This window comes from uncultured Sulfitobacter sp. (assembly GCF_947502895.1).
Taxonomy (GTDB): Bacteria; Pseudomonadota; Alphaproteobacteria; order Rhodobacterales; family Rhodobacteraceae; genus Sulfitobacter.
On sequence record NZ_CANNBM010000003.1, the window covers coordinates 76,512 to 95,143 of the forward strand.

At 58.8% G+C, this 18,632-nt stretch carries 19 protein-coding genes and 1 tRNA gene; 14 read left to right on the forward strand and 6 right to left on the reverse strand.

Going from position 1 to position 18,632, the window contains the following annotated elements; all coding sequences use genetic code 11:
* Positions 1-11 precede the first annotated feature (11 nt).
* The gene (locus Q0903_RS13390) at positions 12-1,346 is read right to left on the reverse strand and encodes a DUF6538 domain-containing protein (protein WP_299416232.1); all 1,335 of its coding nucleotides are present in this window, start codon (positions 1,344-1,346) and stop codon (positions 12-14) included.
* Between the two features lie 150 nt (positions 1,347-1,496).
* A tRNA-Ser gene (locus tag Q0903_RS13395) sits at positions 1,497-1,586 on the reverse strand.
* Positions 1,587-1,788: 202 nt separating this feature from the next.
* Between Q0903_RS13395 and Q0903_RS13400 the strand changes: the two genes are divergently transcribed.
* From Q0903_RS13400 to Q0903_RS13445, 10 genes are all read left to right on the forward strand, one after another.
* Positions 1,789-2,655, forward strand: a complete 867-nt coding sequence (locus tag Q0903_RS13400; RefSeq protein WP_299416234.1) for an SPOR domain-containing protein — start codon at positions 1,789-1,791, stop codon at positions 2,653-2,655.
* Between the two features lie 18 nt (positions 2,656-2,673).
* Entirely contained in the window at positions 2,674-3,834 is a 1,161-nt protein-coding gene (locus tag Q0903_RS13405) for a D-alanyl-D-alanine carboxypeptidase family protein (RefSeq protein WP_299416237.1), read from the forward strand.
* Positions 3,831-4,481 (forward strand): dTMP kinase, encoded by a 651-nt coding sequence (tmk, locus tag Q0903_RS13410; protein WP_299023514.1) that lies wholly within the window; start codon positions 3,831-3,833, stop codon positions 4,479-4,481. The genes Q0903_RS13405 and tmk overlap by 4 nt, the downstream gene beginning before the upstream one ends.
* A 108-nt stretch (positions 4,482-4,589) precedes the next feature.
* On the forward strand, positions 4,590-5,705 hold the full coding sequence (locus tag Q0903_RS13415) for a DNA polymerase III subunit delta' (RefSeq protein WP_299416240.1): 1,116 nt from the start codon (positions 4,590-4,592) through the stop codon (positions 5,703-5,705).
* 32 nt (positions 5,706-5,737) lie between these two features.
* On the forward strand, positions 5,738-6,544 hold the full coding sequence (locus Q0903_RS13420) for a TatD family hydrolase (protein WP_299416242.1): 807 nt from the start codon (positions 5,738-5,740) through the stop codon (positions 6,542-6,544).
* The gene (locus tag Q0903_RS13425; RefSeq protein ID WP_299416245.1) at positions 6,541-7,344 is read left to right on the forward strand and encodes an MBL fold metallo-hydrolase; all 804 of its coding nucleotides are present in this window, start codon (positions 6,541-6,543) and stop codon (positions 7,342-7,344) included. The genes Q0903_RS13420 and Q0903_RS13425 overlap by 4 nt, the downstream gene beginning before the upstream one ends.
* 44 nt (positions 7,345-7,388) lie before the next feature.
* Positions 7,389-8,318, forward strand: coding sequence for an AEC family transporter (locus tag Q0903_RS13430; RefSeq protein WP_299023521.1), 930 nt, complete (start codon positions 7,389-7,391; stop codon positions 8,316-8,318).
* A 52-nt stretch (positions 8,319-8,370) separates the two neighbouring features.
* A complete protein-coding gene (gene rsgA, locus Q0903_RS13435) occupies positions 8,371-9,393 on the forward strand; it encodes a ribosome small subunit-dependent GTPase A (RefSeq protein ID WP_299416248.1) in 1,023 nt (340 codons plus the stop codon).
* A gap of 102 nt (positions 9,394-9,495) precedes the next feature.
* Entirely contained in the window at positions 9,496-10,881 is a 1,386-nt protein-coding gene (locus Q0903_RS13440) for a DUF1800 domain-containing protein (protein ID WP_299416250.1), read from the forward strand.
* Positions 10,882-10,889: 8 nt separating this feature from the next.
* Positions 10,890-12,131: a DUF1501 domain-containing protein gene (locus Q0903_RS13445; RefSeq protein ID WP_299416253.1), complete on the forward strand. Its 1,242-nt coding sequence runs from the start codon at positions 10,890-10,892 to the stop codon at positions 12,129-12,131.
* A 68-nt stretch (positions 12,132-12,199) separates the two neighbouring features.
* Here the strand turns inward: Q0903_RS13445 and ndk are convergent, their stop codons facing one another.
* Positions 12,200-12,622, reverse strand: coding sequence for a nucleoside-diphosphate kinase (ndk, locus tag Q0903_RS13450; protein WP_299023527.1), 423 nt, complete (start codon positions 12,620-12,622; stop codon positions 12,200-12,202).
* 104 nt (positions 12,623-12,726) lie between these two features.
* On the opposite strand from ndk, the gene Q0903_RS13455 reads away from it, so the two are divergent.
* From Q0903_RS13455 to Q0903_RS13465, 3 genes are read left to right on the forward strand one after another with little or no spacing between them, the layout of a single operon-like run.
* Complete coding sequence (locus tag Q0903_RS13455; protein ID WP_299023528.1) at positions 12,727-14,589, forward strand: ABC-F family ATP-binding cassette domain-containing protein; 1,863 nt, start codon at positions 12,727-12,729, stop codon at positions 14,587-14,589.
* Positions 14,589-15,224, forward strand: coding sequence for a MarC family protein (locus tag Q0903_RS13460; RefSeq protein ID WP_299023530.1), 636 nt, complete (start codon positions 14,589-14,591; stop codon positions 15,222-15,224). The genes Q0903_RS13455 and Q0903_RS13460 overlap by 1 nt, the downstream gene beginning before the upstream one ends.
* Positions 15,225-15,270: 46 nt before the next feature.
* Entirely contained in the window at positions 15,271-15,852 is a 582-nt protein-coding gene (locus Q0903_RS13465; RefSeq protein ID WP_299416257.1) for a TIGR02281 family clan AA aspartic protease, read from the forward strand.
* 4 nt (positions 15,853-15,856) lie between these two features.
* On the opposite strand, the gene Q0903_RS13470 is transcribed toward Q0903_RS13465, so the two are convergent.
* Entirely contained in the window at positions 15,857-16,207 is a 351-nt protein-coding gene (locus Q0903_RS13470; protein WP_299023533.1) for a DUF6614 family protein, read from the reverse strand.
* A 108-nt stretch (positions 16,208-16,315) separates the two neighbouring features.
* On the opposite strand from Q0903_RS13470, the gene Q0903_RS13475 reads away from it, so the two are divergent.
* The gene (locus Q0903_RS13475) at positions 16,316-16,690 is read left to right on the forward strand and encodes a hypothetical protein (RefSeq protein WP_299416260.1); all 375 of its coding nucleotides are present in this window, start codon (positions 16,316-16,318) and stop codon (positions 16,688-16,690) included.
* Here the strand turns inward: Q0903_RS13475 and Q0903_RS13480 are convergent.
* Together Q0903_RS13480 and Q0903_RS13485 are read right to left on the reverse strand one after the other, a co-directional pair.
* Positions 16,687-17,145, reverse strand: a complete 459-nt coding sequence (locus Q0903_RS13480; protein WP_299416785.1) for a DNA polymerase III subunit chi — start codon at positions 17,143-17,145, stop codon at positions 16,687-16,689. The genes Q0903_RS13475 and Q0903_RS13480 overlap by 4 nt on opposite strands.
* A gap of 5 nt (positions 17,146-17,150) precedes the next feature.
* On the reverse strand, positions 17,151-18,626 hold the full coding sequence (locus Q0903_RS13485; RefSeq protein ID WP_299416262.1) for a leucyl aminopeptidase: 1,476 nt from the start codon (positions 18,624-18,626) through the stop codon (positions 17,151-17,153).
* Between the last annotated feature and the right edge of the window lie 6 nt (positions 18,627-18,632).

Below are 18,632 nucleotides of genomic sequence, written 5' to 3' on the forward strand. Positions count from 1 at the left end.
TGAAAGCATCATCACTTCAGGTGTGCGGGCACGCGGAGCATGACCTTCTGCACAATCAAAAGCCGATCAGCCAACGGCATATCATCACCATAAACCTCCCGCCCTCGCCGTTCTTTGACCGAATGGCCCATCAACTCCCCGCGATCATCCGTATCATAGCCTGCCTTCTTCATGCGGCTTTCCCAAGTGTGCCTTGTTCCACCGATTGTAACTCCCGCAGGGAGCAGATCATTTGCACGCAGATATTTGTTCACAGCAGCGCTGTAGCTCGCCTTATTTCTGTATCGCGGAAAGCCGTTGGGATGACGTAACGCCGCCGCCAATGCGACCCCGACAAGTGGAATTTTCCGGTGCGACGCGGTGTTCTTCACTTCGCGGCGTTCTTCGGGATCATCCGCCAGCTCATTTTCGACGCTGAGGTGCGGGATCGGATCATCAAGGCAAATCGCTGAGCCCGGCAAGTTGTAGATTTCGTTTTGGCGACACCCAGTCTCAACCGAGATAAGCAAAATGTCACGTGCCTCGTCGTTCAGGCCGTCAAGAGCGCCCTCTACAAACCACTTGTCAACGATCCAATCGACAGGCACTTCATTTTTGCGGGATTTCTTTGCATGTCGGTCGCGGATAGCAACCCCAGCATAGGGCCGTGGGGGATCCTCATGCTCAAGGTCTTCGTAGAAGCGCGACAGCATGCCGGACATGTAGTGGAAATCCTTGTTCGCCGTGTCCGCCGACTGGCCTTCGCGCATGATCCGGGCCTGCCACCACTTTTTATGGGCCCGCGCTTCTGCCGACCCGACTGTGACCACTTCCAGATCCTTCCCGAGCGCCGCAATGAGGTTGTTCACAGCGCGAGCGCGGGGCGAGCGCCACAGTCTCATCTGCTCGCTGTTTTTGAACCGGTTGTCCTGCGTCGCAAGCACTTCGTCATGCTCCATCAAACTGGACAACTTCAGTTTCGGCGCCTGAACAGCTCCGAGAAGTGCTGACGCCACACTCTCATCAGGCTCGCCATCGCTACGTTGCGAGGCTTCGACCCGCTGCAGAATTTCTTCCAGCGGTGCCTGCTCGACCTTGTCGATGGTCAGAAACTGAAACCCTCGGATTGCCGCAAGCTGCTGCGCCGCCCGAAATTTCTCGGACGCATCGCCGTCCCTGCCCGCCAGCCGTGCCTCCCAGCCTTCAATATAATTGAGCCAGACACCTGCAGATTTCTGAACCGCGACACTGTAGGAATCCGTCGACAGGCTGTCCCAGATAACGGCACGTTCCTCGACGGAAGCGAAGCGGGCCGGAACCCGTCTCTTGAGATACCACGTCTTTCCTCGCAGGACAGGTTTTGACATATCTGCGCCCCCCCCTCAATATGCACGCTGTGTAGCAAAATGTGGTGCAGAAGGGGTAGCAAAACAAGATGAGGGGGAAGTTGCTTCTCAGAAAATCACTATCAAGTCCATGATTTTAAATGATATTTAAATTTATTTCGTCAAGATTAATGGCGGAGGCTCAGGGATTCGAACCCTGGGGACGCTCTCACGCCCGTCGGTTTTCAAGACCGGTGCAATCGACCACTCTGCCAAACCTCCGCTGTATGAGTTCTCTAAATCGGTAAAACCGATTCTGCAATTGCGCAAAAAATGTCGCGGAGCGGTGGGGAAAATTGCCGATCGGTGCGTGTCTCTCTTGTCGCGCAGGGGGTGTGCGCGCTAGAGTGCGCGAAAGGCCCCGCAAAAGGGGTGACGCAGTGTGCCTTGTAAAAAGGCCGCGCACAGGCAAGGACGAGGGTTAATGGGCAGTCATATCACATTTATTTCCACACGCGGCAGGCGCCGCCCGCTCATGGCGTTAGGCGGCACGCTGGTCGCTTTTACCGTGCTGGCAGGATGCGACGATCAGGGTAATTTCGCGTTCCCAACAGCAAACTCTGCTGGCGGCGCAGGACAGGCCGCAGCCCCTACCGGCCCCACGGTCGAGCGCGATATCGAGGCACCCGAAGTGTTTTCCGTAACGGATCAAGGGCTGTGGGACGGGCGCCCCAGCCTTGGCGGCGTCTGGGTGGCACACCCAGATGTGAACGATCCCGAGCGGGTGATCATCCGCAATCAAAGCAATGGCAAGTTCGTCGTAGGCGCGCTCTTCCGACGTGAGCGGGACATCCCCGGCCCCAGCTTGCAAATCTCGTCCGACGCGGCCGTTGCTCTTGGCATTCTGGCTGGTGCGCCTGCCAAGCTGAACGTCACTGCACTGCGCAAGGTGCAAGAGCCTGCTGGCGCGGATGCCGCAACGGCACCTGATGCAACAGTACAGCCTGCACCAGATGTTACCGCGGCACCGCTTGATCCTGTTGCTGCAACAGCTAGTGCCGCGATCGAGGCCGCCGCCCCTACTCCGAAACCCGCCGCGCCCGCACAAACCTCCCGTTTGTCCAAACCTTTCATCCAGATCGGTATTTTCAGCATAGAAGCAAATGCAAACCGTGCAGCCAAACAGATGCGCGGCGCAGGTCTTGCACCTACCGTCAAGCAAAGCCAGATTAACGGCAAGACCTTCTGGCGTGTCGTCGTCGGCCCCGCAGCAACAAGCGCCGAGCGCGCCAAAATTCTGTCGACCATTAAATCGGAAGGCTTCACCGATGCCTATGCCGTTTCAAGCTAATCCTTAGAGGTGCCCGATATGCGCGGATTGAAACTAACCCTCAGTGCCATCGCCCTGCTTGCCAGCTCCGTTTCGGCGCAGGCCTTCGATACCCGCGCATCTTCTGCCTATGTGGTGGATTACAATACCGGCACGGTACTGATGACCAAAAACGCTGATCAGCCCCTGCCGCCAGCCTCTATGTCCAAATTGATGACGCTTTATATGGCCTTCGAAGCCATCGAGAACGGTATTCTGGATCTGGATCAGGAGTTGCCTGTTTCTGCGGCAGCGCAGGCTTATGGCGGCTCCACCATGTTTCTCAAAGCGGGAGAGCGCGTAAAGGTCGAAGACTTGATCCGCGGTATTATCGTGCTGTCGGGCAACGATGCATGTGTGGTGCTTGCCGAAGCCCTCGCCGGAACAGAAAGCAAATTTGCCCGCCAAATGACAATGCGTGCACAGCAGTTGGGGATGAGCAATTCGACATTCACCAATTCCAACGGCTGGCCAAAAGCGGGGCACCGCATGTCCATGCGCGACTTGGGACTTATCGCCAGCAAATTGATCAAGGACTATCCGCAATACTATCCGATGTTTGCGCAAAAAGAGTTTCTGTTTGACCCCAATGAATCTGCCAATCGTCTGAACCGCAACCCGCTGTTGGGTCTGGGCATTGGCGCGGACGGGCTGAAGACAGGCCACACCCAAGAGGCCGGTTACGGTCTTGTAGGCTCGGCCAAACAGGGCGACCGCAGGATTGTGTTTGTGCTGTCCGGTCTTGAAACGGCACCCGCCCGCGCCCGCGAAGCCGAGGCCGTGACAAACTGGGCCTTCCGCCAGTTCGCACAGACAGAGCTGGGCAAAGCGGGCACCAGAATTGCCCAAGCAGACGTCGCCATCGGAGCCGAGCAAACAGTCGGGATGGAACTGAGCGAAGACATCTCCATGCTGTTGCCAGTCAATCCTATCTCACCACTGAAGGCCGAAGTGATTTATGACGGCCCCCTCAAAGCGCCTATCGCAAAAGGCGACCAGATCGGTGAGCTGATCATCAGCCCCGAAGGCCTGCCCGAACGGCGCGTGCCGCTACTGGCCGACCGTGCAATTGCGCGCCATGGCTTTGTGGGCCGTGTCGTTGCCGCTGCACAGCACCTTGTTCAACGCATCAATGACGGTCCCCCGCCGGAGGCTTCGTGACAAAGCACGAACAGGGCAAAAAAGGCCTTTTTATCAGCTTTGAAGGCATCGACGGATCGGGCAAATCTACACAACTTACCCGTCTGGCCGAGCATTTGCGCAGCACGGGCCATCAGGTTGTCGTCACGCGTGAGCCGGGTGGCTCGGACGGGGCGGAAGAAATTCGCGCACTGGTGCTGCAAGGCGATCCTGATCGTTGGTCCGCCGAGACAGAGATATTGCTGTTTACCGCCGCACGCCGCGACCATCTGGAGCGGGTCATTCGCCCTGCCCTTGCTGCTGGCAAGATCGTCATATGTGACCGTTTTGCAGACAGTACCCGCATGTATCAGGGCCTCAGCCGAGGCGATCTGCGCGCGACAGTGGACAAGCTGCACGATCTCATGATCGGGGTCGAGCCTGATCTGACACTGCTCATCGATATGGACCCGACCGAAGGCCTTAAACGCGCCAAAGGGCGCAACGGTGCCGAAGAACGGTTCGAGGATTTTGGCACAAGCCTCCAGGAAGCTATGCGCACTGGATTTTTGGCGCTTGCAGAAGAATTCAAAGGCCGCTTCCGCATCATCAACGGTGCGCAAAGCATGGACAGTGTCGCCGCCGACATTCGCAAAGTCACCGACAAGGCCCTGACCGCCCGAGCCTAGCTGCATTTGTGGCGAACATAGCACCGAAATTATCCAAAGTTTCCACCAGCGCCAACAATCCCCCGACGCCCCATTCCATCGCCCGTCAATCCCCGCTAAACCGATGGCATGAGCGATGATGCAGCCCCCCAACCAGAGCGCCTAGACGGCGCACCACACCCGCGCGATACCCTTCGCCTGATCGGGCAGGACGCTGCACAGCAGACGTTTGTGGATGCGTTCAACACAGGGCGCTTGCACCACGCATGGATGCTTACTGGCCCGCGAGGCGTCGGCAAGGCAACGCTTGCGTGGGAGATCGCGCGTTTTTTGCTGGCCACGCCTGCGCCAGATCCAAACAGTATGTTTGCCGAACCACCCCCAACAAGTTTGGAAATTCCTCCCGATCATCCCGTCGCAGTCCGTGTGGCTTCGGGTGGTGAAGGGCGCATTCGCAATGTCACCCGCACAGTGAACCCCACCACGAAAAAGCTGCGCGGCGAGATTGTCGCAGATGATATTCGCGCGCTTAACGGTTTTTTCCAGATGTCGGCCCCCGATGGCGGTTACCGCGTTGTCATCATTGATGATGCCGACCAGATGAACACCACCGCAGCCAATGCGCTGCTCAAGATGCTTGAGGAGCCGCCTGCCCGCGCCCTCCTGATCCTGATTTCTCACCAACCGTCTGGTCTGTTGCCCACCATCCGCTCACGTTGCCGCACATTGCCACTGCGCACGTTGGACGCAAATGAAGTGGCCCAAGCCATGGCGCAAGCGCAGGTGCAGGCGGCCAATACAGACGCGCTTGCGGCACTCTCGGGTGGCTCGGTCGGCGGGGCGATGCGCCTGTCGCTGCTGGGCGGATCCGCGCTCTATGCCGATGTAATCGCCCTCTTGGGCACCCTGCCCCATATGGACCGTCCCCGTGCATTGAAACTGGCCGAACTCGCCGCCGCACGTGGCGGCGAGGCCAAGCGTGATCTGCTGTTCACGTTGATTGATCTGGCCTTTAGCCGTCTGGCGCGCACAGGTGCAATTGGCACCCCGCCGCACCCCGCAGCCGCTCCGGGCGAAGCCGATATTCTGATGCGCCTGTCGCCCCATGCGACCCAAGCGCGTGTCTGGGCCGATCTGGCGGCTGTTATTGGCGCGCGGGCGCGCCACGGTATCGCTGTCAACCTTGACCCTGCCGCACTGGTTCTAGATACCTTCACAAGAATGGCAAAGGCCGCACCGCGCTAGCGCCCCTCAGGTCCCGCCATATCCGGAGCATCATGACCGACACACCGCGCATCACCGACAGCCACTGTCACCTTGATTTCCCCGAACTTATCGCGGAATTGCCAGACGTCATCGCACGCGCCCAACACGCAGGCGTTGCACGCATGGTGACGATCTGCACCAAGCTGGTGAACGAGCCTTCTGTACGTGCGATCGCCGAGGCCCATGCGCCTGTCTTTTACGCCGCAGGCACCCATCCGATGTCCGTCGCCTCCGAGCCGATGGCAACGCTGGACCAACTTATCCAGCTTACACAGCATCCGAAAATGGTCGGCATCGGCGAGACCGGCCTCGACTACCACTACACCGCAGAAAGCGCGCAAGCCCAGCAAGACAGCCTGCGCATCCATATCGCAGCTGCACGCGAGACCGGCCTGCCCCTTATCATCCACAGCCGCGACGCCGACGATGATATGGCCGCGATCCTGCGCGACGAACATGCGCGCGGCCCGTACACTTGCGTCATGCACTGTTTTTCCTCCTCCGAAGCACTGGCGCGTGCCGCCCTTGATCTTGGCTTTTACCTCAGCATGTCAGGCATCACCGCATTTCCCAAAAGCGACGCCCTGCGCGAGATATTTGCCAGCGCACCGCTGGAGCGTATTCTGGTCGAGACGGACAGTCCCTATCTGGCACCGCCCCCTCACCGTGGCCGAAGGAACGAGCCAGCTTATACCGCCCATACCGCGCGCCGCGCCGCTGAAACCTTCGGAATTGACTACGCCACTTTTGCTGCCCGATCCGAGGCGAACTTCGAGCGGCTGTTCTCCAAAGCTGCGCAATACACAGGTGCCGCATGAGCGATGTGATGCGCGTCACGATCCTTGGCTGTGGGTCCTCTGGTGGGGTGCCGCGCCTTGGCGGCGTCTGGGGCGCCTGTGATCCGTCAGAGCCGCGCAATACCCGCCGCCGTTGCTCGGCCCTTGTCGAGCGGATCACCGACAATGGGACAACATCGGTGCTGATCGACACATCACCCGATATGCGCAGCCAGTTGCTGGATGCGGGTGTGGGCCGTCTTGATGCCGTGCTTTATACCCATGCCCATGCCGATCATGTGCATGGCATGGACGATCTGCGGATGATCGTAATCAACATGCGCGCGCGCTTGCCTGTCTGGGCAGATAAACCCACCCACGCGGCCCTCATGGACCGTTTTGGCTATGCTTTCATCCAGCCCGAAGGCTCCATGTATCCGCCCATTCTGGACATGAACCTGATGGAGGGCGACGTGACCATTGACGGTCCCGGCGGTGCGCTGACATTTCGACCGTTCCTGGTACCGCACGGGGGGATGGACGCGCTAGGATTTCGCGTGAACGGTGTCGCGTATCTACCTGATGTTGCAACAATTCCAGATGATATCTGGCCACACCTTAAGGGACTGAGGTGCTGGATCGTCGATGCCTTGCGCCGCGATCCGCACCCGACCCACAGCCACCTGTCCCAGACGCTTAAATGGATCGCGCGCATGGCCCCGCAGCAAGCTGTGCTGACCAACATGCACACCGATCTGGACTATGCCACAGTGATGGCCGAAACACCTGATCACATCCAACCCGCCTATGACATGATGCAACTCGACTTCCCGCTCGACTAAAAACGCGCACGCCGCACACAACCGCCGCCAGACCGAAAGCACCCATGCAACTGCTCCTCGATGTTATTCTGCCAGTCTTTCTGGTCATCGGCGCGGGCTACGTGGCTGTCTGGCGCGGCTTGTTCCCTGTTGATGGCGTTGATGGTGTCCTTCGCTTCGCCCAGAGCTTTGCAGTGCCTTGTTTGCTGTTTCAGGCCATCGCCAATCTTGATCTAGGCGCCGCCTTCGATGCCCGACTGCTCGTCAGCTTTTATACAGGGGCAGCGATTTGTTTTGCCCTCGGGATTTTTGGCGCACGGGTGCTGTTCAATCGCGATTGGGAGGATTGCGTCGCCATCGGCTTTTGTTGCTTGTTCTCCAACTCGGTCTTGCTGGGCCTGCCGATATCCGAGCGGGCCTATGGCCCTGACCAGCTGGCAGGCAATTACATGATCATCGCGATCCATTCACCCTTTTGCTACGGGTTGGGCATCACGGTGATGGAGTTTGTGCGCGGGCGCGGTCAAAGCAGCTTTGCACTGGCGCGATCCATTGGAAATGCCATGTTCCACAACCCGCTAGTGATCGGGATCATGGCGGGGTTTGTGGTGAATTTCTCAGGCCTTATGCTGCCATCTGTCGTGGATGACGGGCTATCGCTCATCGTACGCGCGGCCCTGCCTGCGGCGCTATTTGCTTTGGGTGCTGTGCTGGTCCAGTACAAACCCGAAGGCGATATGAAGGCCATCGCAATGGTCTGCTGCATCGGCCTTATCGTGCATCCCGTCTTGGTCTGGCTACTCGGCTCTGCCCTTTCGGTGCCGCCTGACTTGTTCCGTGCAGGCGTTCTGACCGCTGCAATGGCACCGGGGTTCAACGCCTATATCTTTGCCAACATGTACGGGCGCGGCAAACGTGTTGCTGCTTCTTCGGTGCTGATCGCGACAGGGTCGTCCATCTTTACGGTCTGGGTCTGGCTGTCGGTGTTGGGATGATGTGTAATCGCCGCGCTTGCAATTGCCCCTTTTCCACCACATTCAGAATACCGTGACAGATACCCGTATTTCCCTGACCGCCCTTGGCTGGTCCCCGTTCTACCAGACACAACTGGGCGCTGACGAGGCCTCAGCGCAGCCCATGCGCATCGCCACCGTGCACCGCGCCCGCATGACAGCCCAGTCTGTTGACGGTCCGGTCAGGCTGACCCTATCCAAAGGGTTCAAAACAAATGATTTCGCCGTGGGCGACTGGGTTATCGCCGAGCCACAGACGCATCAACTGATCCGCAGGCTGGACCGACACGCCCTGCTACAACGTAAGATTGAAGGCGCGCGGCAACCACAACTGATCGCCGCCAACGTCGACACCCTGTTCATCGTCACCTCCTGCAACGACGATTTCAACCCAGCGCGGCTTGAGCGTTACCTCGCCCTCGCCAATGAGGCCGGCACAACTCCCGTGATCGTGCTGACCAAAGCCGACCAGACAGATGATGTCTCTACGTTCATCACTACGGCTCGCGCCCTGCAGCGGGGGCTGGAGGTGGTCAGCCTTAACGCAAAAATCCCACAGGCGGCCGATGTGCTGGCGCCGTGGTGCGGCGCAGGACAAACCGTTGTTCTCGTTGGTTCTTCTGGCGTGGGCAAATCCACTTTGCTGAATACGCTGGCGGACAAACACGGCGAGGATGCCCAACTGACAGGCGACATTCGTGAGGATGACGCAAAAGGCCGCCACACCACCACCTCCCGTTCACTGCACGCGATTGCCAGCGGCGGATGGGTGATCGACACACCCGGTATCCGCACCCTGCACCTCAGCGATATGTCGGACGGGCTGGACGTTCTTTTTGCCGAGATCACCGAGCGCGCACCCGATTGCCGTTTTCGCGACTGCACCCACGCCCATGAGCCTGGATGCGCAATTCAAGCGGCGGTGACAGCAGGTCAGATTGATCCAGACCGCCTTGCCCGCTGGCGCAAGCTCCAAGACGAAAATACAAGCAACACGCCAGATGCCACAGGCCCCAAAAGCGGCTATGACCCCCGCATGCGCGGCAAAAAACGCTAGGCGGGCGGTGTTCCGCCAGTGTAAAACGCGCGGTCTATCCCTATCTGACATCCAACCGCTGGCCTGATATAATGCACGCAGACTTTTCACAGGACGCCACTCATGCGCTTTGATCCTCAATTGGCTGAAATCCGCTTTGGCTGCGGTCTGTCGCCCAACGTGGCGCCGCCTGTCTCGGTTGACCAAATGCTTGCGACACTGACCCGCCCTGACGCGATTGCCGCGCGCTTCCCTATTGAGGGGTTTGACGAGTTTGGTCACCGCATCGGCAACGCGCTGGAACTGCAAAAGGTCCGGCGCACCAATCGCGGGTCAGTCGGCGCATTGGCCGCGAAAAAAGCCATTCGCCTTGTCAAAAAGGACGCGCGCATCGCGCAGGCCACTTGGTTTTGCCAGCATCTCAACCGTTGGGTCAGCACTGATGCCCCCTTTCGGGAGCGGCTGACGATGTTCTGGGCCGACCATTTTACCACGATGGGCAAGGCTGGCGTGATCCGCCGCGCCGTGTCGCCCTATATCGAAAGCGCGATCCGCCCGCATATCAATGACAGCTTTGAGACACTGCTGCAGGCCGCTGTTCTGCACCCGATGATGATCCACTATCTCGACCAGATCCGCTCTATCGGGCCGAATTCCAAACGTGCGATCGGAGCGGGTAAATCCGCAGGGCTGAACGAAAATCTGGCCCGGGAATTGCTGGAGCTGCACACGCTGGGTGTTCATGCCGCTTACGACCAGACCGATGTCACACAACTGGCCGAGCTTTTGACAGGTGTCACTTACGGACAGCCCGTGACCCTGAAATTCCGCAAGGATCTGGCCGAACCAGGACCAGAGGTTGTCTTGGGCAAGACCTACGGCGGCGGCGAGGCAGGCATGCGTGACGTTCAGGCCGTTTTGCGTGATCTTGCACGCCACCCTGCGACCGCGGCCCATATCGCGCATAAAATGGCTGTGCATTTCACCTCCGACACGCCCGATCCCGCGCTTGTCGCGGCGTTAGAGGCTGCGTTTTTGGAGACGGATGGCGATCTGGCCGCCGTCAACAGCACCCTGCTAAATCACCCCTCCGCGTGGGACCCCGTACAGCGCAACGTAAAGCAGCCGTTTCAATTCATGGCTTCGGCCTTACGCGCCCTTGCCCCGCCCCCTGCGGCTATCAGCGGCATTGATGAACGCGACGTGCGCAAGATATTCTACAAACCTCTCAGCGAAATGGGACAGGTTTGGGAAAAACCCGCTGGCCCCGACGGCCTGCCCGAAGAAGACAGTGCATGGATCGCCCCTCAGGGCATCGCCGCAAGGCTGCAATGGGCCATATCCGTGCCAAATCAGTTGATCGCCGATCTGCCGGACCCGCGCCAGTTTGTACAAACAGCACTGGGCGATTTCACCACACCTGCTGTCAATTTCGCAGCCGATGCCGCCGAAAGCCGCTGGGACGGTGTCGGCCTTATCCTTGCCAGCCCCGCATTTCAAAGGACCTGAAAACCGCCATGACACAGATCCTCAACCGTCGCGCGTTTCTGGCGCGGTCCGCCCTTTTAGGGTGTTCGCTGGCCGCTAGCCCGTTGGTCACACCCGTTAGCCTTGCTGCAACGCCAGGGGAAAACCGTTTGGTCGTTATCCTGCTGCGCGGCGGGATGGATGGGCTGGACGTGCTGCGCCCCTACGGCGATCCCGCCTATAGTGCGCTGCGCGGTGATGCAGGCCTTGGCGGGCCTGAAGGTGCCATTGATCTGGACGGGTTTTACGCGCTGCACCCAGCATTGCGCCCGCTGATGCCCTTGTGGGCAGCAGGGCAGCTCGGCTTTGCACATGCGGTCTCGACACCGTATCGCGACAAGCGCAGCCATTTCGACGGGCAGGATTTGCTGGAAGCAGGGCTGCCCGAACTCGGCAGCGTTGTGGGCCGCGATGGCTGGCTGAACCGCGTGTTGCAAAATCTCGACAACACGCAGGCCCATACCGCTTATGCTATCGGACGGGACCAGTCAGGTGTTCTGGGTGGCGACGCCCCTTTTCAGCGCTGGACCCCCGAGGCCGATTTGCTCCTCAGCCCCCAAGCGATCAAACTCGCCAGCCTTATCATGCGCGACGATCCCGCTTTTGACGCCGCATTCCAACAGGCTTTGTCTATTTCGGACAACGACGGGGATGCCGTCGCCATGACAGGCACGCCAACCGATATGATGTCACAGAACGCTGGCCGCCAGACACAAGGCGGCAAGAAAAACCAAAGCCTCGAACACCGTGTGGCCGAGTTTGCGGGCAAACGCTTGCGCGAGGAAACCCGCATTGCGTCTTTCTCCATCAACGGTTGGGACACCCACCAGAGACAAGACCGCGCCTTGCCCCGCGCCTTGACGCGCCTCTCGGATACCATTCTGACACTAAAAAACACGATGCGCGGTCCCGTCTGGAACAAAACCACTATTGTCGCCGTGACCGAATTTGGCCGCACTGCCCGCATGAACGGCTCAACAGGCACAGACCACGGCACAGGCGGGTTAATGGTGCTGGCAGGAGGTGCAATGCGCGGCGGCAACGTCATGGCCGACTGGCCGGGGCTTGCCACCGAGCAGCTGTATGCCCAACGCGATCTGATGCCCACCCGCGATGTACGTGCCTATCTGGCGTGGGTTTTGCACAGCCAGTTCGGCCTGCCCGTCTCAACGCTAGAGCAAACCATATTCCCAGACCTAGACATGGGGGCTGCCCCCAGCATTATCCGCTAAGGGTTTACACACGAAAAAGGGCCACCCGAACGGGCAGCCCTGAATTCACATCATTGAGGAAGGCTGGCTTAACCCACCAACTCCAGACCGGAGAAGAAATACGCGATTTCGATGGCCGCAGTCTCTGGCGCGTCGGAACCATGAACCGAGTTTTCGCCAACTGATTCAGCAAATTCGGCGCGGATGGTGCCGGCTTCTGCGTCCGCAGGGTTGGTGGCACCCATAACTTCGCGGTTTTTGGCAATGGCGTCTTCGCCTTCCAGAACCTGTGCAACGATCGGCGCGGATGCCATGAACTCGCACAGTTCGTCATAGAAAGGGCGCTCGGCGTGTACTTTGTAGAACTCGCCCGCCTGCGCTTTGGTCAGGTGGATACGCTTGGACGCGACAACGCGCAGACCTGCGTCTTCGAATTTCTTAACGATTGCGCCTGTCAGGTTGCGCTTCGTTGCGTCTGGTTTGATGATCGAGAATGTGCGCTCAAGAGCCATGGGTCGTCTCCAGTTTGGTGTTAATTTGGCCGCTCCCTAACATGGCCCTCCTTCGGTGAAAAGCGGCGATTGACGAAGCAGGCTACATCAGTCACACCCCGCCCATGTTACGTATATCCGAGATCAATTATTCCGTCGAAGGCCGCCCTCTGTTCGAAGAGGCAAGCGCCGTCATTCCTGATGGCCACAAGGTGGGCCTTGTCGGGCGCAACGGGGCTGGCAAAACCACGCTCTTTCGCATCATCCGCAAGGAGCTGGGGCTGGATGCGGGCGATATCTCGCTGCCCAGCCGTGCGAAGATCGGCGGCGTCGCCCAAGAGGTCCCCTCCTCCGACACTTCGCTGATCGACACCGTGTTGGCCGCAGATGAAGAGCGCGCCAGTCTGATGCTTGAAGCCGAAACCGCCACCGATCCCGGACGCATCGCAGATATCCAGGCCCGCCTTGTCGATATCGACGCATGGACCGCCGAGGGGCGTGCCTCGTCCATCCTCAAGGGTCTGGGCTTTGACGACTATGACCAGCAACAGCCCTGCTCGGCCTACTCGGGCGGTTGGCGTATGCGCGTGGCACTAGCGGGGGTGCTGTTTGCCGAACCTGACCTGCTGCTGCTCGACGAGCCTACGAACTACCTCGATCTCGAAGGCGCGCTCTGGCTGGAAAACTACCTGTCAAAATACCCACACACCGTCATCATCATCAGCCACGACCGCGGGCTGCTGAACCGTGCCGTAGGCGGGATCCTCCACCTTGAGGACCGCAAACTGACGTATTACCAAGGCAACTACGACCAGTTCGCCAAAATGCGGGCAGAAAAGCGTGCGCAGCAGTCCGCAGCCGCCAAGAAACAACAGGCCCACAAGGCACACATGCAAGCCTTTGTTGACCGCTTCAAGGCCAAAGCCTCCAAAGCTAAACAAGCCCAGTCGCGGATGAAAGCCATTGAAAAGATGGTCACAATCACCCCGCCAGAGGAGGCCGCACGCAAGGTTTTCACCTTTCCGCAGCCCGATGAGCTCAGCCCCCCGATCATCAGCATCGAAGGCGGCTCGACAGGCTATGTCGAAGGAACACCTGTGCTGTCGCGCCTCAATTTGCGGATTGATCAGGATGACCGTATCGCGCTGCTGGGCAAAAACGGTCAGGGCAAATCTACGCTCTCCAAACTGCTCTCAAACCGTCTGGTCCTGTTTGAAGGCCGCGCCGTTAATTCAAACAAACTGCGCATCGGCTTCTTTGCGCAGCATCAGGTTGACGAGTTGACGATTGACGAGACGCCGTTGCAGCACATGATCGCCGCACGGCCAGGCATCATGCAGCCTAAACTGCGCGCACAACTTGCGGGCTTTGGCCTTGGGCCCGATCAGGCCGACACTGCTGTTGGTCGCCTGTCAGGTGGTCAGAAAGCACGCCTGTCGCTGCTGCTGGCCACTCTCGACGCCCCGCACCTGCTGATCCTCGATGAACCGACAAACCACCTCGACATCGAGAGCCGCGAAGCGCTGGTGGAGGCGCTGACCCGCTATTCAGGTGCCGTGATCCTTGTGAGCCACGACATGCATCTGTTGTCCATGGTCGCAGACCGTCTGTGGCTGGTAAGCGACGGCACCGTGAAACCCTATGAGGACGATCTGGAGGCCTACCGCAAAATGCTGCTTACGGTAGAAAAACCAGTCAGCAAAAATGCCCGCCCCAAGGTCGAAGCCCCCAAACCAAAGCGCGCCAGCCGCGAGGATATCATCGCCCTGCGTTCCGAAGTGCGTACCGCGGAAGCGCGTGTAACCAAAATCAACGAGATGCGCGACAAGCTGGCCAAAAAGCTGGCCGACCCCGCCCTCTATGAAAAAGACAAAGTCGGCGAGCTGGAAGTCTGGAACAAGAAATATGCCGAAGTCATGGCCGCCCTTGAGCGCGCCGAAGGCATATGGATGGACGTCGCCGCCAAGTTAGAGAAGGCACAGGCGTAATGATCCTCGACACCGCCTATATGATCACCGCCTTCGTGACTTTGCTGGTCGTGATCGACCCTATCGCGATTGCCCCGATCTTTCTGGCGGTAACACCGGATATGACCCCCGCCATGCGCGAACGGATTGCGCGCCGTGCGGTTCTGGTTGGCGGGTTGATCCTCGTCGTCTTTGCACTTGCTGGCGAAGCGGTGCTGGATTTCATCGGTATTTCCATGGCCGCCTTTCGCGTGGCTGGGGGTATGCTTTTATTTCTTACGGCGCTGGACATGCTGTTCGAGCGGCGCACGAAACGCCGCGAAGACAGCTCCGAACCAGATCCGGTACACGAAGATCCCAGCGTCTTTCCATTGGGTATTCCGCTCATTGCGGGTCCGGGTGCCATAGCCTCCGTGATCCTGTTGGTTGGGGAAAAGCCGGGCGGCGAAGGGTTGCTGATCGTGCTGGGCATGACTGCCGTGATCTTGTTGTTCATGTACATTATGCTGCGTCTTTCCAGCAGGCTCGAGCAGGCGCTTGGTAAGGTGGCGATCAATGTGTTCACCCGCATATTCGGCATGTTGTTGGCAGCCTTGTCTGTCCAGTTTGTTCTCGACGGTCTGGCCGAATTCGGTTTTGTTACGCCAGTTGGATAACTGCGGAACGCTCCTATATTGACGGGTGAACATGCAGGAGCAGCCCATGACCTCAGACAATATAGCCAGCCTGATTTACCTTGTCCTTTTGGGCTGTGCTGTCGGCGGCTGGATGTTCATGTCTGGCCGTGAAAGCATCAGCAAAACACTACAAATGGCGGCTGTTTGGGGCTTTATTTTTCTGGGTGTTGTGGCCGCCTACGGGCTGTGGAACGATGTGCAACGCCAGACGATGAATGACCAGATGCTGCAAATGGGCGATGGTCAGATCATCGTGCCGCGCCAACCCGATGGCCACTACTACCTCACTTTAGCCCTGAACGGTGAAAACATCCGCTTTGTCGTCGACACAGGCGCAACCGATATGGTCCTGACCCGCCGCGATGCGGAACGTGCAGGCCTAGACCCCGACAGCCTGAATTTTATCGGTATGGCAAATACGGCCAACGGCACAGTTCGTACCGCGCCAGTCCGGATCGACACTGTACGTTTAGGCGATATCACCGACACGGATGTGCGTGCCTCTGTCAATGGTGGTGAGATGTTCGGCTCCCTGCTTGGCATGGGATATCTGGAGAAATGGGGCCGCATCGAAATTTCGGGCGGAGAGCTGCGGCTGACGCGCTAAAGCCTCAGATCAACGCCATTCGCTCCGCCCGCTCGGGGTCGGGGAATGGGCGGTACAGTGCCACATCCACAGTACCAACCATCTGATGCACGGTAGTATAAAGCCGCTCAACCCCTTCACCACTGGACGCGGTAAACCGGAACGCCTCGTCTAGCTGGGTCATGTTCTCCACTTCGATTTCCAACAGGAAATCGCGCGATTGCGGCGCGCCAAATCCCAGCTTTCGACGACACAACCGCCACGACTGGATTACCGCGCTTGATTGCAGATGTCCCATCCACGCTTCAACAGCCGCCGCAAAGGCCAACGCCTTGCTATCGTCTTTCAAATCAATCGAGCAGTGATAGAGATTCATGTCAGTGCCTTTGCCTTGCCTACCCACAAAGTCTCACACAAGGATACTACAAAACCGTTAAGCGCCAGCCATATTGCCAAATGTACCAAACACATCTAACCTACAGATATGTTTGAATTTCTTTTTGGCCCATCTCTGATCCTCGCAATCACCTTCGCGCAGGGCAGCGATATCAGCGAAACGGCTGTCACATTTCCAGATGATGCACTTGTCTGTTTGCGCGGCCCTTATGAAACCTGCCAAACCAAAAGCTGCGATGGCATTAAAGAAGGACAATTGGCCCTCGATATCGAGATAGATGATGCGTCGCATAGCATGATATTCAACGCGCAGGTTTTTGAAACGGGTACGGGCCAGACGCGTGGCAGCCAGATTATTTCCGAATGTACCCAGATCAGCGCAGGCACACCCGTGCGGTTTCTGGGCGTGGACAAGCGGCGTTATAGTGTCCAACTCCGGCTCGCCAACCGCGACGCGCCCTAGGCCTCTGCCTTCTTCTCCCAGCGGCCCGATTCCTCGGACCAGTATTGTGCCTTTACGCCTGCCCCCGTCAGCGCCTTCCACTGGCCGCGTGCATGGGCCAAGGCATCTTCGTCATGGCCGTCAAACAGGATACACACCCGCTCCATCGCAGCAGCATCAGCCGCAGTCACCTCTGCCGAATGAACGGCCATAACGCATTGCGCATTATTGGCGTTTTCTGCACTTCCCCCCAGTAGAACAGGTTGCAATGCATCCTGATCCCCTCCCGCAAGGCCGTGCGGCAAAAAACTGTCCTCAGGCCCCAGCCATAGCGCCGCATCCAACGCTTCCAACCCTGCGCGGTCAGTGCCGCGCACCGACACGCGCCAGCCAGCCGCCAGCGATTTTTCCAGCAACATGCGCAGCGTGTCCACCAAAGGCCGCTGCGTCAGATGATAGAACATCACTGCGCCCACAGCCTTCACTCCGCCTCGTAGTTGTCTGTAATCAAACGATTAAGCGATGCCACGCCCCAACCTGTTGCGCCCACAGGCGCAAGCGCCGTTTCCGATTTGACCGAGGCCACGCCCGCGATATCAAGGTGTATCCACGGACAATCCTCTTTTACAAACCGCTGCAAGAACTGCGCCGCTGTGATGCTGCCCGCTGCGGGGCCGCCGATGTTCTTCATATCCGCGATACGGCTTTTGAGCAGGTCGTCATAGGCCTGCCCCAGCGGCATCCGCCACGCACCCTCGCCCTCGGCCTCCGCCGCCTTTAGAAAATCATTACAGAACGAAGTGTTGTTGGAAAAAACACCCGCGTTCTCATGGCCCAGACTGGTGATGATCGCCCCCGTCAGAGTCGCCAGATCAATCATTGCGGCGGGCTTATACTGCTCTTGCGCGTACCACATCACATCGCATAGCACCAAACGCCCCTCGGCGTCTGTATTGAGGTTCTCGATCGTGTCCCCCTTCATGGACACAACTACATCACCGGGGCGCGAGGCATTGCCCGACGGCATATTCTCGACAATACCGACCAGCCCGACGACATTGGCCTTGGCTGCGCGCAACGCCAGCGTGCGCATGACACCCGCCACTACAGCGGAACCGCCCATGTCCATGGTCATATCCCCCATACCAGCGCCGGGTTTCAGCGAGATACCGCCTGTATCAAAGACGACCCCCTTACCGACCAGAGCCAGCGGGGCCTCACCCTTCTTGCCACCGTCCCAGCGCATCACCACCACATAGGATGGGCTGACCGAGCCTTGGCCCACAGACAAAAGCGTGCGCATTCCAAGCTTTGCCAGTGCTTTTTCATCCAGCACCTCAACTTTCAGGCCAAGGCTCTCCATCTCTTTAAGCCGCTCGGCATAGTTTGTGGTGGTGAGCACATTCGCAGGCTCATTCGTCAGATCGCGGCACATATGCGCGCCCTCGGCCACAGCAAGCAATGGCGCACAGGCCGCTTGCAGCTCATCCGGTTTGCCCTGCATGACGGTCACTGTGCCATCGCGGCTAGTTTCGGCCGATTTGTGATCCTCAAACGCATAGTCACGCATGGCAAAACCGTAAACGACCTCTTGTGCGTGGCGCAGCGGCGCGCAGAGCATCAGCATATCCCCCTTGCCCCCGCGGGATTTCGCCAGCGCGGCCCCTGCCTTGCGCGCAGGCACACCTTTGGCGTTACGCTCGATCCGAACGACATCGACAGCTTCGGCGGCCATGCCCGCAGGATATCCGAGGCTGATTACATCGGCGTCTTTCATCTTGGCCCACTTGGGGCTTTCCACTACGCGTGCCACAGCGCCTTTGGTCAGGCGGTTCACCCGCCGCGCACCGGGGTCCAGCTTGCCTTGCGCATCAACAAACACGGCCACACGGCCCTCATGGGTTGCGACTGTGTCCAGATCGGTCTCGGTAAAGGAAATGGGTGTCAGAATGCTCATGTCAGC

Bases quoted from the DNA above. Each gene is read 5' to 3' on its own strand.
- Q0903_RS13390 (WP_299416232.1), bottom strand. From the start codon at position 1,346: ATGTCAAAACCTGTCCTGCGAGGAAAGACGTGGTATCTCAAGAGACGG.
- Q0903_RS13400 (WP_299416234.1), top strand. From the start codon at position 1,789: ATGGGCAGTCATATCACATTTATTTCCACACGCGGCAGGCGCCGCCCG.
- Q0903_RS13405 (WP_299416237.1), top strand. From the start codon at position 2,674: ATGCGCGGATTGAAACTAACCCTCAGTGCCATCGCCCTGCTTGCCAGC.
- Q0903_RS13415 (WP_299416240.1), top strand. From the start codon at position 4,590: ATGAGCGATGATGCAGCCCCCCAACCAGAGCGCCTAGACGGCGCACCA.
- Q0903_RS13420 (WP_299416242.1), top strand. From the start codon at position 5,738: ATGACCGACACACCGCGCATCACCGACAGCCACTGTCACCTTGATTTC.
- Q0903_RS13425 (WP_299416245.1), top strand. From the start codon at position 6,541: ATGAGCGATGTGATGCGCGTCACGATCCTTGGCTGTGGGTCCTCTGGT.
- Q0903_RS13430 (WP_299023521.1), top strand. From the start codon at position 7,389: ATGCAACTGCTCCTCGATGTTATTCTGCCAGTCTTTCTGGTCATCGGC.
- Q0903_RS13440 (WP_299416250.1), top strand. From the start codon at position 9,496: ATGCGCTTTGATCCTCAATTGGCTGAAATCCGCTTTGGCTGCGGTCTG.
- Q0903_RS13445 (WP_299416253.1), top strand. From the start codon at position 10,890: ATGACACAGATCCTCAACCGTCGCGCGTTTCTGGCGCGGTCCGCCCTT.
- ndk (WP_299023527.1), bottom strand. From the start codon at position 12,622: ATGGCTCTTGAGCGCACATTCTCGATCATCAAACCAGACGCAACGAAG.
- Q0903_RS13455 (WP_299023528.1), top strand. From the start codon at position 12,727: ATGTTACGTATATCCGAGATCAATTATTCCGTCGAAGGCCGCCCTCTG.
- Q0903_RS13460 (WP_299023530.1), top strand. From the start codon at position 14,589: ATGATCCTCGACACCGCCTATATGATCACCGCCTTCGTGACTTTGCTG.
- Q0903_RS13465 (WP_299416257.1), top strand. From the start codon at position 15,271: ATGACCTCAGACAATATAGCCAGCCTGATTTACCTTGTCCTTTTGGGC.
- Q0903_RS13470 (WP_299023533.1), bottom strand. From the start codon at position 16,207: ATGAATCTCTATCACTGCTCGATTGATTTGAAAGACGATAGCAAGGCG.
- Q0903_RS13475 (WP_299416260.1), top strand. From the start codon at position 16,316: ATGTTTGAATTTCTTTTTGGCCCATCTCTGATCCTCGCAATCACCTTC.
- Q0903_RS13485 (WP_299416262.1), bottom strand. From the start codon at position 18,626: ATGAGCATTCTGACACCCATTTCCTTTACCGAGACCGATCTGGACACA.